We start from the raw sequence: 13,401 nt of genomic DNA, 5'->3' as shown, positions 1-13,401 counted from the left end.
CTCTTTTTACTACTAAGTGATGTTTTTTCGGACTATTCGGATATGTTTGAGCTGAAAAAAGTAGTGTCTTCGTTACTGATGCCACTGCCAGCAATGTTAATTCTCGCTTTTCTGGGTTTAGCCCTAGTGATGTTTACTGCAAAAAGGAAGACAGGTTGCCTAATTACCCTTTCAGCCCTCTGTGGTATTTTCCTAATCGCTTTCCAGCCTGTTTCTAGTCAACTTTTAATGCCAATGGAAAGGCAACACACCGCTTTTTTACCTATCGATGATACCGTCGATTACATTATGGTTCTTGGAAGTGGTCACGTTGTTGATGACCAAATCCCACCAACATCAGAACTTAGCCGCACCGGTCTGATGCGCTTAAGTGAAGGGATTCGTATCTTACGTCTTTACCCTGGAGCTAAACTCATTTTGTCTGGTTATGGCGCAGGCACTGAGGTGAGCAACGCCAAAATGATGGCTAAAGTAGCGCTAGCACTCGGCGTGGCAAAACCCGATATCATTCTGCTTGAAACTGCGAAAGATACGTGGGAAGAAGCTCGCCAAGCCGCTGCATTCGTTAAGAATAAGAAAATGGTGCTCGTGACATCAGCTAGCCATATGACTCGCGCACTTAATGAATTCAATGCCGCGGGCATGAAACCATTACCAGCACCAACCAACTACCTTGCACAAGAAGGGATTGTTGAACCATGGAATAAGTATATGCCTAAGGCTATCTATCTCGAGCAGACTGAGCGCTATTGGCATGAGACGATGGGATTAGTTTGGCAAAGCTTGCGAGATTGGCTAGACACAAGTAATGACCCTGTCGAGAGCACTACTCCGACGGTAAACAATTAAAAAGTTCAGTAACAAAAAAACCGAGGCATCATTGATGTCTCGGTTTTTTTTCGTTCAAGTATCGTTACTGAAATCAGCTTTCCACGGGAAATTAGTCACCAGCAAACATGTAACCTTCACCGTGAACCGTCACAAAAATTTGTGGGTTCTTAGGGTCAAACTCCATTTTTGCACGCATACGACGGATTAACACGTCGATAGTGCGGTCATTCGGCGCGTCTACTCGATGGCTGATCATATTCAAAATACGTTCACGGCTTAATACTTGGTTAGGGTAAGAAGAGAGTGCAACCAATAGTTCATATTCAGCTTTGGTCAATTTCACCGGCTCGCTGTTCTTGCTTAGCGCACGGCGAGGTATATCAAACGTCCATTCACCAAAACGAACCACAGATTCGTCTTCTGTTTGTTCTACCGCAACCGCTGCAGTTTTACGAGCAGCCGAAATACGCCACAAGAGGTTTTTAACTCGAACCAACAACTCGCGAAGTTCGAAGGGTTTAGTAACGTAATCGTCTGCGCCCATTTCAAGGCCAACGATCTTGTCAATGCTATCCGTGCGTCCAGTAACTAAAATTATTCCAATGTCTGATTGACTGCGTAATTCGCGAGTTAGCATCAATCCATCTTCGCCTGGCAAGTTGATGTCTAACATAATGAGGTCAACGTTATTTTCTTCTAACATTTTTCTCATTTGAGCCCCGCTTTCAGCTTCGCTCACTGTGTAACCTTCATTCTGGAAATATCCAACCAGTTTACTTCGGGTTACCACATCATCTTCTACGACTAATACGTGATAGCTCATCTACACCACTTTTCTTATTTAATAGTTTCAGTGACCATTCTATTCATAACTCGTAACAATTCTAGTACTACAGAAGATAAAAGCCAGAAACATGATTTTTTTTTGATACAAGACAATCTTAAACCTTGCTATTTGTCCCCCATCGCAATTCAATATAGGCATTACTACTAACGAGTAACTTTGCGTTTCGCAAATAACCTTGTTATTCAGCCTTGGTGTGTCTATACCCAAATCACTCGACGATGCTAGGTATACACACACCACAAGACTAAATCAGGATCTAAGAAATGAAAGATACGAAAGCATTCAACGAACAACGAGCAGAAATATACTGGTGGCTATCAAGCTTGTTCGCTAAAGAGCTCACTCAAGAAGAACTCGATCACTACCACTCTGTTGAAATTCGTTCTTTCCTAACTGGTTTAGGTGAAAATGAAACACTAAAGCCGGCGATTGATAGCTTAGTGGATGCGCTAAACCGTCTACAAACACGTGAAGATGCTCAATTAGAATTGTCTGCTGACTTCTGTGACTTATTCTTAAAGACTGATAAACATGGCGCACTTCCTTACGCTTCTATGTATATCGGCCAGACTGGCCTTTTGAACGATAAGCCAGCAAAAGATATGGAAGAAATCATGGCTAAACACAACTTGGTGGTTAACCAAGACCTAAAAGAGCCAGCTGACCACATTGCTATCGAACTCGATTTCCTAGGTAATCTAATCATTCGTTCGAACGAAACTGAACTTGAAGAAGAACTAGAGAAATCCTTCGCTGTTCAACAGCAATTTATCGAACAGCAACTGCTTACTTGGGTACCAAAGTTCAACGTTAAATGTCATGACATTGACACATTCGGTTTCTACGCTTCAGTCTCATCCCTGCTATTGGCATTCTGCAAATTAGACACTCAATACCTAGCTGGCGAATAAGCTTTTTTTGGCGACTCGATAAATAAATTCAATAGAATTGTGACCATTCACCCGGATTTCTGGGTGAATTTTATTGCGAGTAATTTCTAGTCAGTCTAAAATTGTGACCGCAAACGATAAAATATGAAACATTCACGAAATGCTACACTTATTGAAGTTCAGAGCATTTCGGTGTTAAGACAAGCCGCTCAATAGCGGTTTTTTGTTTTTTAGCACTTTAGTACCCAAAGAGCCCTACAAATTTAAGCTCTTAGTTAGGTAGCTTAACGGCTACTTCATTCCGTACTTTGGGAAAGTAGCTTCTAATAGGATAAAAACATGGCCACTATAAAAGATGTCGCACGCTTAGCCGGCGTATCAACAACAACCGTTTCTCACGTAATCAACAAAACTCGCTTTGTTGCTGAAGCGACTCAAGAAAAAGTAAACAAAGCCGTAGACGAACTGAACTATGCGCCAAGTGCCGTTGCTCGTAGTTTGAAGTGCAATACAACCCGCACCATCGGTATGCTAGTGACTCAATCAACTAACCTATTCTTCTCTGAAGTTATCGATGGTGTTGAGAGCTACTGCTACCGTCAAGGTTACACTTTGATCCTATGTAATACGGGCGGTATCTACGAAAAGCAACGTGACTACATTCGAATGCTTGCTGAGAAACGTGTAGATGGCATCTTAGTTATGTGTTCTGACCTGACTGAAGAACTAAGAGAGATGTTAGACCGTCACGCAGACATCCCTAAAGTTATCATGGACTGGGGCCCTGAAAGCTCTCAGGCTGATAAGATCATCGATAACTCTGAAGAAGGTGGCTACCTAGCAACCAAATATCTCATTGAGCGCGGTCACTCCAAGATTGCATGTTTAAGTGGCCACTTAGACAAAGCAGCGTGTGTTGAACGCATCTCAGGTTACAAGCGCGCGCTCAATGAAGCGAAGATTACTGCCGATGAAAATATGATCATCGAAGGCAACTTTGAATGTGACACAGCTGTGATTGCTGCTGACCAAATCATTGAGATGAAAGATCGCCCTACCGCAGTATTCTGTTTTAACGACACGATGGCATTAGGACTGATGAGTCGATTACAAGAAAAAGGCATTCGTATTCCTGAAGATATCTCAGTGATCGGTTACGACAACATAGAATTGGCTGAATACTTCTCTCCACCGTTAACGACGGTTCACCAACCTAAGCGCCGTGTTGGTAAAAATGCATTCGAAATACTACTAGAGCGTATAAAAGACAAAGACCACGAGAAACGCGTCTTCGAAATGCACCCTGAAATTGTTGAGCGAAGTACAGTTAAAACGTTAAATTAATTGATGTAATGAGTTTAGTTTAATCAAGCGCACCTTTAGGTGCGTTTTTTTTCTCAACAAACAAAGTGCACTTGCATGCATAATTCAAAGATCATTAATTGAAGCAACATCACATTTTGAAATAAGAAGTGTGAGCCTAATTCAACAAAAACTTTATTCTAATAACCCAGTCACGCACAGGGCAAACCACTTGAAAAAGTGGGACGCAAAGCTTCCGGCCTAAACCACTCGTTGGTATGGTAGCGGGGTTACCGATGGCAAAATGCAGTAACTGCTAATACTTTAGTAATTTACAGCCTATTGACAATTTAATTGCAACATTTTGCTAATCTCTCGGACCTGCTTATTTGGTGGCGTAGTTCAAATACACCGAGATAAATAACATGGATAAACCGATACTAAAGGACTCAATGAAATTATTTGAGCCCCTAGGAAAAATTAAGTCACGCTCAATGTTTGGTGGATTCGGGCTTTTTGCTGATGACACTATGTTTGCCCTGGTTGTGAATGACCAGTTGCATATACGAGCTGACAAATGCACAACACAACAATTCGAACAACAAGGATTTCAACCATACGTCTACAAAAAACGTGGTTTTCCTGTCGTTACTAAATATTTCGCTTTACCTGAAGGCTTATGGCAAGACCAAGAGAAAATCTTGCAGCTTGCGACTACGTCTCTAGGTTTTGCTAAAGAAGAGAAAGCTGAACAATCTTCTGCTAAACCAACTAGACTCAAAGATCTGCCTAACCTTCGACTCGCTACCGAGCGGATGTTGAAAAAGGCAGGGATCGATTCTGTAGAACGTTTATATGAATCTGGCTCTGTAAACGCATTTAACGCCATCAAAGAATCGCATGCGTCTTCTGTCAGTATTGAACTGTTATGGGCGCTAGAAGGCGCGATCAATGGTACACATTGGTCTGTTATACCGCAGCAACGTCGTGAAGAGCTTATCAATCACGTCAATTAACATTGTCAGTGCAAACTATATAGATAACTAAGCCGCATTTTTGCGGCTTTTTTTATATCTGGTGAAAGTTATTCTATGCTTTGCCTGTCTATCTATACTAGTGGTATACATTGAAAAACTAATGGTATGCATTGAAAATTTAGAGGAAGTATCAATGAGTAAAAAAATGATATTGGGTATTGTGTTGGTCATAACCATCGTCTTGTTAGGCGTCAATTTCGGCCAGTACTTAACGCTTGAAAATGCAAAAGCCCAGCAAGCTGTTTTGAATGACTACATCGAGAGCAATTTCATTGCCGCTGCCGCTATCTACTTTGTCGCGTATGTCATGATTACAGCTTTCTCAATTCCTGGCGCTGCCGTTGTTACGCTGTTAGGCGCTGCGCTGTTTGGGTTTTGGAACAGTTTACTGCTGGTGTCTTTCGCGAGCGCTATTGGCGCAACCCTCGCCTTCTTAAGTAGCCGTTACTTGTTACGTGACTGGATCCAAACCAAGTTTGGCGACAAGTTAGCCACCATCAATAAGGGCGTTGAGAAAGACGGTGCATTTTACTTATTCTCGCTACGTCTAATTCCTGTTTTCCCATTTTTCCTTATCAATCTATTGATGGGTCTAACACCGATGTCGGTGAGTCGTTACTATATTACTAGCCAAATCGGTATGTTGCCGGGTACCGCCGTTTTCTTGAATGCCGGAACTCAACTCGCAGAAATTGATTCACTTTCGGGCATCGTGTCTCCCTCAGTACTGTTGTCATTTGCCTTACTGGGTGTGTTCCCAATTATTGCTAAATGGTTAATGAACAAATTTCGCTCAGCACCTGTCGCTGAGTAACGTATATAGCTAGATAGCTAAATAGCTAAATAGCTAAATAGCTAAATAACGCATGCAGCCAAATAAGGTTCTATTTCAATGAAAATCTTCAGTGCATCGAATCCGACAGAAGCTCATATCATCTGTGGATTGTTAGAAAGTGAGAATATTGCGTGTGAAGTCCGTGGTGAGGGTTTGTTTGGTTTAAAAGGTGAAATCCCATTTACCGAAGATACAGACCCTTACGTATGGTTATATGAGCCAGAACTCGCTAGTAAAGCCCGCACGATCGTCAATGACTACCAAAAACAGCAAGATTCGATCATCTATGAAGAGTGGCGTTGTGGTGAGTGTCATGAAATCAATGAAGCACAATTCGGGTCTTGTTGGCAGTGCGGCGCTGCTTCGCCTGAATAGCAAAGTTTCAGTTATTACAGACACGATTCGGTCAAATACCTCCTCCAAATAAAAACGGTAAGCTAAATTAACTTCCCGTTTTTATTTTAATTCTATTGGATCATCTAGTCTGATAACCAACCCAGAGAATCACTGAATTTGCTTTTGGATAAAAGCGATAGATTGTTGATTGAATTCTTCAGGATTTTCTACATTACATACATGCCCACAGTTGGCAATTTCTACCAACTCGCTCGACTCGTGCGCTTCGACCATTTCTTTAACGGGTTTGATGAACATGTAATCGCGCTCGCCCATCAAATACAAAGTCGGAATCGGCAACTCCCTGTCTTTAAAGTATTTCATCAATGGGTTCACATCAGCCGTGAGGATAAACCAGCGCTTGAACTCTTTTTGGCACAGCTTTTTCGCTTCGCGGATAAACAGGTGACGTGATTCTTTCTGACTTTTTTGCGGCATCACAACATAAGCAAAAAGGCTGTATAGCCACATATAAGGAATGATGTGCTTACTCAGGTTTCCTAATTTGATTAAGACTTGAGATCGAGTGTTAAGTTTAGTGACAGCACCACCAAGCACCATCGAACGTACTCTGCTTGCCGCCAGTTCGGCCACGTTACGAACGATAATTGTACCCAAAGACATACCAACAAAGTGTGCGGATCGGATTTTTAGATGATCTAACACTTTAAGAATATCGAGCGTTACTGATTTGAACGTATAACGGTTCGAAATCAGATCTTTAAGTATGTTGTCTGATTTACCGTGCCCTCTCAAGTCAATGAGAAGCAAGTTGAAATGCTGTTTATACGCTTTGATCTGCTTAAACCAAATGGAGGAACTGCCCCCTGCGCCATGCACAAACACAACCCACTCATCACTCGTAGGGTGAGTAAATGTTTTATGAAATAATAAACTCTCAGACATACCTATCGCTTAATTTATTTATGGAGCTAAGCCTCATCACAAGGCGATGACTAAGGATATCACGCAATTAAGAATTTTAAGTGATAATAGTGTCAAACCCAACACTAGTCATGTGAATACCTGACCACCTTTTCTACCTGACTAAAATGAGTTTGCAAGCTTTGTCTTTGGAAACGTGATGTGATCTGACCAGAAAACAAAAAGGCACTCTATCAGCAGAGCGCCTTCTTTTATTATGAACGGTTGTTATTCAACAACTGAATTTTAAAGCTAAGTCAGTAAGTTAAAATGCAGAATGGTACATCGCAAGATATTCTTCTGCCGCATCTTCCCAACTAAAGTCTTGTTGCATCGCATAAAGTTGAACGCGCTTAATTTCAGATGGATTTTGAGCATAAAGTAGTAATGAACGATGCAATACCGATAGCAATGCTTGCGGTGTTGGCTCTTCAAAAGCAAACCCAGTCGCGACTTCTGGATCCTGATCGTAATCATTCACACTGTCTTTTAAACCGCCAACAGAGCGCACAATAGGCAAAGTACCGTAAGCCATGCTGTAGATTTGGTTCAAGCCACAGGGCTCAAATTCAGAAGGCATCAAGAAAAAATCAGAGCCCGCTTCAACCAAATGCGCTAGTTCATTATTGTAGGCTTCTACGAATGAGAACTTGTCTGAATGAAGTGCTGATAACTCTTTCAATTGACTCGCCAAAACCGGATCACCAGTACCGACAATCACGATCTGCAATTCGTTTTTCAAGAACTGCTCGATGATAGGCAGTAAGTAATGAACGCCTTTTTGGTTGGTCAGACGGCAAACCATGCCATAAACCGCACGATCGGTAACGGGTAAACCAACATCTTGTTGCAGTTTTTGCTTACAAGCAGATTTCCCACGAGTCATGCTGTGTTTCGTTGCTTTGAATTTACGAGGAAGGAAAGCGTCTGTTTCCGGGTTCCAAGCTCCATAATCACAACCGTTGAGAATACCAAATAAGTCGGCCGAACGATGTTGGAACTCTGCTGCCATGCCATGGCTACCTAACTCCGTTTTCAGCTCTTCCGCATACGTTGGGCTTACTGCATTGACCTTATCGGCACACATCACCCCTGCTTTTAGCATGGTGACATGCGTGTCACTTACAGATGCTTCAGGCACATTGTAACTGTGCATCTCTGGCAGACATTGCAGTTCATCGTATGCGAACACCCCTTTGAAAACTGCATTGTGAATCGAGATAACACTGCGCGTATTTTCAAAGAATTCGTGTTGTTGATAACGTGATTTAAGCAAGAAAGGCACAAAGCCTGTGTGCCAGTCATTTGCATGAATGATATCAGGTTGGAACGCGAGCTTAGGAAGCATATCCAAACAAGCCGTACTGAAGAACGAAAAGCGCTCTCCGTTATCAGCATACGCTTGATTGTTCTCTGCGTACATTTCAGGACGGTCAAAATACTTGTCACATTCAATAGCGAAGATTTGAACACCTTCGACACTCAACTTTTTGACTTGATAAGCAGTATGAGGCCAATAATCGAGCTCGGTCGACAAAATCACTTCAGCTGAATCAATGTTTGGAATGTTTCTATAAGCAGGGATGGTCACTCGAACATCTTGTTCGAGTGTTTGTAACGCTTTTGGCAGTGCCTTGGCTACATCAGCCAAGCCACCACTTTTAATCAAGCCTTCAACTTCAGACGCTACAAAAAGTACCGAGAGAGTCTTAGTAACCAACTCGAGCTCCTTTGGAAATAACTACTACACCATCGTCAGAGACATGGTAATGCTTTTTATCTTCTTTCAGATTTACGCCAATCTGTGTTCCAGGTGCGATATCTGCATCTTTATCGACGATGACACGACGAAGTACACAACCTTCACCCACTTTCACGTCGCCCAGTAAGATACTCTCACTAATATCACACGCTGATGCGATATTACTACGGAAACCCAATACACACTTCTCAATGCGAGAACCACGTACGTAGCTGCCGTTACACACTAAGCTATCGATGATCTGAACACGGCCGTTTGCCGAATCAGTAAACGTAGCCGGCGGTAGTGGCGGATAGTACGTATGTAGTGGCCACTTGCGGTTGTATAGCGAGAATGGCGCATCTTTCTCAAGAAGATCCATATGAGCTTGCCAGTACGCGTCAATCGTACCTACATCGCGCCAATAAACTTCTTCTTTCTCACCAGTAATACGGTTAGTACTGAAGTCATAAACAAACACATCACCACGCGGAACCATGTTTGGAATGATGTCTTTTCCGAAATCATGTGTCGAGTCTTCTTTATCTGCATCTTCAACAAGTTCTGCGAACAACTCGTTAGCTTCAAATACGTAGTTACCCATAGACACAAGCGCAGACTCCGGGTCACCTGGAATTGGTTTCGGGTTAACCGGTTTCTCTTCAAAACCAATCATACGTCCTTCAGCATCCACTTCGATAACGCCGAATTCAGATGCTTCAGCAAGCGGCATACGCAATGCAGAAACGGTTAAAGCCGCTTTCTTCTCTTTATGGAAATCAAGCATCTGCTTAATGTCCATTTTGTAAATATGATCTGATCCAAAAATACAAACTTGATCAGGTTCTTCCAACTGCATGAAGCGAAGGTTTTGATAAATAGCATCTGCAGTACCTTCATACCAACGCTTACCTGTACGCATTTGCGCAGGAATTGGGTCGATAAAACGGTCTGTTATACCACTGATATTCCAACCTTTTTTCATGTGATGGAACAGTGATTGTGACTTAAACTGTGTTAATACGTAGATCTTCATTAGATCAGCATTAACGAAGTTATTCAGAGCAAAATCAATTAAGCGGTAACTACCACCGAAAGGAACCGAGGGTTTGCTGCGAGATTCAGTTAAAGGTCTTAAGCGAGAGCCTTCACCACCAGCAAGAATCATTCCTAATACACCAGCCATTTTATTCTCCATATATTTATAGCTTGTCGATGTTAGTGCTCTAAGAGGTATCTTCCTCTGGGGGATGAGCACCAACACTTATTTCGGTACTTAACGAATATCCATTCACATGCAGTGAAAATATCCTAAGCCAAACGTTGTTAAGTGTGCACTATTGTTTGCACTTGGTTTTATATACGTTATCGACTTTCCGGTCGATTTCAATTTTTAATACGCCATTCTGTGTTATGTAAGCCGATTGCTTTCCTAAGACTTAAAGCAGCTCACATTACACTGTTTTTATGAAACATTAAGTTAACACTCGGAATACATCAGGTATACAACTAAAACCTGATCTGTGACTTACAATATTTTAATTAAGTTACAATCACGTTAAGGTTGCATAATTAAAGATTATTATCCATTTCATTTATTTCATGACCTGAATTTAACAAATAGACACAGGTAAGGCCGACGATCGAGAGACAGCATAATTAGTCATATTCAGATCAAAAAAAAGCAGCCTAATGGCTGCTTTTTTCAACAATAAAATGTCAACCCATATCAGATCGGGTCACACATTCAGTTACTTCTCTTTAGGCTTTTTACGTTTATCCGTAACTTCCCACTTACCGTCAATGTACAAAGCGGTCCAACCTGAAGGTTTACCGTCCACTTCGGTACGAACGTAGTTTTCTTTTGTCTTACGACTAAAACGAACTACTGTCGGCTTGCCATCAGGATCAGCAACCGGTGCTGATGCCAGATACTGGAATTTAGGTGAAATACGGTCTTTAAAACGAACCAGCTCTTCCACTAATGGTGCACGTGTTTCACGTGATTTAGGGAAATTACTCGCGGCCATAAACAAACCAGAAGCCCCGTCACGAAGTACGAAGTATGCATCTGAATTTTCACATGGGAGTTCAGGGAAATGCACTGGGTCTTCTTTCGGTGGCGCTACTTCACCATTTTTCAGAATCTTCCGAGTGTTCTTACAATCTTCACTCGTACAGTCCATGTATTTACCGAAACGACCATTCTTCAAAACCATGTCAGAACTACATTTGTCACACTCAACAAGCGGACCATCATAGCCTTTCACTTTGAATTCGCCGTGTTCAACCACATAACCTTCACAGTTAGGGTTGTTACCACACACGTGCATCTTACGCTTATCATCGATCAGATAAGCATCCATTGCCGTTTCACAAATCGGACAACGCTTTTTCGCTCGAAGTGCTGCGGTTTCAACGTCTTCTTCAAGAACGTTGATAATACCGTCTTCATCGCCAAGGTTAATGGTTGTCTTACAGCGCTCTTTTGGTGGAAGTGCATAACCAGAACAACCTAGGAATACGCCAGTCGAAGCTGTACGAATACCCATTTTACGACTACAAGTTGGACACTCAATATCGGTTTCAACGATATGATTTGGCTTCATGCCACCAGCGTCTTCATCTAAATCGGCTTTTTCCAAATCGCCTGTAAAGTCTTCGAAGAAGTTATCTAGCACGCCTTTCCAGCTTGCTTCGCCTTCTGCAATTTGGTCTAACTTCTGCTCCATACGAGCCGTAAAGTCATAGTTCATTAGGTCATTGAAACTGCCATCTAGACGGTCAGTAACAATTTCACCCATCTTCTCAGCATAGAAACGACGCTGTTCAACTTTTACATAACCACGGTCTTGAATCGTAGAGATGATTGATGCGTACGTTGAAGGACGACCAATACCACGCTTCTCAAGCTCTTTAACTAGCGCCGCTTCAGTAAAACGGGCTGGCGGCTTAGTGAAGTGCTGTTTAGGGTCTAATGCGATAAGGTCTAGCTTTTCACCAACCTGTACAGCAGGAAGAATAGTATCTTCATTTTTGCCCATTGGACGTTGAACGCGAGTCCAACCGTCAAACTTAAGAATACGGCCTTTCGCTTTTAACGTGTACTCATCCGCTTTAACGCTTACTGTCGTTGAATCGTATTGCGCAGGTGTCATTTGACAAGCAACGAATTGATTCCAAATCAGTGAATATAGCTTGTGTGCGTCTGCGTCTACGCCGTTTAGGTCTTCCGACTTAACATCTACACTTGAAGGACGAATCGCTTCGTGGGCCTCTTGAGCGCCCTCTTTGCTGCCGTATACAAGTGCTTTAGGTGGAAGATATTGCTCGCCGTACTCAGAACCAATGTATTCACGAGCGGCTTCAACAGCTTCTGAACTCAAGTTGGTTGAGTCAGTACGCATATAAGTGATGTAACCCGCTTCATACAAACGTTGAGCCAACATCATGGTTTTCTTCACGCCGTAACCAAGACGCGTACTCGCTGCTTGTTGCAGCGTAGACGTGATGTAAGGGGCAGACGGCTTACTCTTAGTTGGGCGGTCTTCACGTTTACAGACTTCGTATTGAGCTTTTTCTAAAACGCTAACTGCAGCTTGTGTTTGCGCTTCATTATCAGGTTTAAACGCAACGCCGTCTTTCTGAGCGACTTGCAGTCTGAAATCTGTTTTCTCTGCTGTTTTGGTATCAGCATGCACATCCCAGAACTCTTCGGGGATAAAAGCGTTGATCTCGCGCTCACGCTCAACCAGTAGTTTTACAGCGACTGATTGAACACGGCCAGCGGATAGGCCTCGTGCTACTTTCTTCCAAAGCAGTGGCGACACCATAAAGCCAACAACACGGTCCATAAAACGTCGTGCTTGTTGTGCGTTTACGCCATCAATGTTTAGCTCACCTGGAGTTTCAAAAGCTTGTTGGATAGCATTTTTGGTAATTTCGTTAAAAACCACTCGCTTGTATCGCGTTTCATCACCACCGATGATCTCACGAAGGTGCCATGCGATAGCTTCTCCTTCGCGATCCAAATCGGTTGCGAGATAAACATGGTCTGCGTTCTCAGCCAGTTTTTGCAATTCAGCAACGACTTTTTCTTTACCAGGTAAAATTTGGTAGTTCGCTTCCCACTCTTGATATGGGTTGATACCCATCTTTTTAATGAGAGCTTTGCGATCTTTTTCTTTCTTGATACGAGCTTTATCTTCTGGGCTCATACCCTTGGTTGAAACTGCAGCAGCCTTTTGACCAGTACTTTGACCCGCCGTTGGTAAATCACGTACGTGACCTACACTCGACTTAACGACAAAGTCTTTGCCAAGATATTTATTGATAGTTTTAGCCTTGGCTGGCGACTCCACTATAACGAGCGATTTACCCATATTGACTCTAACGTCCTTAATCACGATGCTTCAGCACCAACAATTTAGCTTGTGGGCTTTTACGCATGATATTCTAAATTCATTGCTTCTTTTTTTACTATTGTGCGAGATTACTAGAAGATCAACCGCTTTTTTCAAAATTGGATCTGATCGCTCGACAATTCGACGACTCATAGAGAAAAGGGGCACAATATAAAGAAGCTATAAAGTACTCAC

Annotated in this window: 11 protein-coding genes and 1 riboswitch; of the genes, 6 read left to right on the top strand and 5 right to left on the bottom strand. The window is 42.4% G+C overall.

All coding sequences use genetic code 11. The features are described from left to right. The first annotated feature begins 42 nt into the window (after window positions 1-42). Window positions 43-849 (top strand): envelope biogenesis factor ElyC, encoded by an 807-nt coding sequence (elyC, locus tag AB6D07_RS12275; RefSeq protein ID WP_032500870.1) that lies wholly within the window; start codon window positions 43-45, stop codon window positions 847-849. Window positions 850-940: 91 nt separating this feature from the next. Here elyC and torR read toward each other — a convergent pair whose 3' ends face one another. After that, window positions 941-1,654 carry a two-component system response regulator TorR gene (gene torR, locus AB6D07_RS12270; RefSeq protein WP_009846355.1) on the bottom strand — a complete coding sequence of 238 codons (714 nt, stop codon included), beginning with the start codon at window positions 1,652-1,654 and terminating at the stop codon, window positions 941-943. A gap of 287 nt (window positions 1,655-1,941) precedes the next feature. Between torR and torD the strand changes: the two genes are divergently transcribed. The 5 genes from torD (at window position 1,942) to AB6D07_RS12245 (ending at window position 6,117) form a co-directional block, all read left to right on the top strand. Then, window positions 1,942-2,589 (top strand): molecular chaperone TorD, encoded by a 648-nt coding sequence (gene torD, locus AB6D07_RS12265; RefSeq protein WP_012603615.1) that lies wholly within the window; start codon window positions 1,942-1,944, stop codon window positions 2,587-2,589. A gap of 318 nt (window positions 2,590-2,907) precedes the next feature. Next, the gene (gene purR / locus AB6D07_RS12260) at window positions 2,908-3,912 is read left to right on the top strand and encodes an HTH-type transcriptional repressor PurR (RefSeq protein ID WP_017099945.1); all 1,005 of its coding nucleotides are present in this window, start codon (window positions 2,908-2,910) and stop codon (window positions 3,910-3,912) included. Window positions 3,913-4,082: 170 nt separating this feature from the next. Beyond that, window positions 4,083-4,168: riboswitch (cyclic di-GMP riboswitch) on the top strand. Between the two features lie 127 nt (window positions 4,169-4,295). Continuing rightward, entirely contained in the window at window positions 4,296-4,886 is a 591-nt protein-coding gene (locus AB6D07_RS12255) for a TfoX/Sxy family DNA transformation protein (RefSeq protein WP_009846352.1), read from the top strand. 154 nt (window positions 4,887-5,040) lie between these two features. Further along, window positions 5,041-5,721, top strand: coding sequence for a TVP38/TMEM64 family protein (locus AB6D07_RS12250; RefSeq protein WP_009846351.1), 681 nt, complete (start codon window positions 5,041-5,043; stop codon window positions 5,719-5,721). Between the two features lie 78 nt (window positions 5,722-5,799). Beyond that, a complete protein-coding gene (locus tag AB6D07_RS12245; RefSeq protein WP_009846350.1) occupies window positions 5,800-6,117 on the top strand; it encodes a DUF2007 domain-containing protein in 318 nt (105 codons plus the stop codon). A gap of 129 nt (window positions 6,118-6,246) precedes the next feature. Here the strand turns inward: AB6D07_RS12245 and AB6D07_RS12240 are convergent, their stop codons facing one another. From AB6D07_RS12240 to topA, 4 genes are all read right to left on the bottom strand, one after another. Then, a complete protein-coding gene (locus tag AB6D07_RS12240) occupies window positions 6,247-7,044 on the bottom strand; it encodes an alpha/beta fold hydrolase (RefSeq protein WP_009846349.1) in 798 nt (265 codons plus the stop codon). 283 nt (window positions 7,045-7,327) lie between these two features. Continuing rightward, window positions 7,328-8,782, bottom strand: a complete 1,455-nt coding sequence (glgA, locus tag AB6D07_RS12235) for a glycogen synthase GlgA (RefSeq protein WP_017104278.1) — start codon at window positions 8,780-8,782, stop codon at window positions 7,328-7,330. Next, on the bottom strand, window positions 8,772-10,001 hold the full coding sequence (gene glgC / locus AB6D07_RS12230) for a glucose-1-phosphate adenylyltransferase (RefSeq protein WP_081324616.1): 1,230 nt from the start codon (window positions 9,999-10,001) through the stop codon (window positions 8,772-8,774). The genes glgA and glgC overlap by 11 nt, the downstream gene beginning before the upstream one ends. 553 nt (window positions 10,002-10,554) lie before the next feature. Then, window positions 10,555-13,185 (bottom strand): type I DNA topoisomerase, encoded by a 2,631-nt coding sequence (topA, locus tag AB6D07_RS12225; protein ID WP_017104280.1) that lies wholly within the window; start codon window positions 13,183-13,185, stop codon window positions 10,555-10,557. Window positions 13,186-13,401 lie beyond the last annotated feature (216 nt).

The organism is Vibrio sp. 10N.239.312.C11 (assembly GCF_041466065.1).
GTDB lineage: Bacteria > Pseudomonadota > Gammaproteobacteria > Enterobacterales > Vibrionaceae > Vibrio > Vibrio tasmaniensis_A.
Note: the sequence above shows the minus strand (reverse complement) of the source record. Positions and strands in the feature narration are given on the sequence as shown.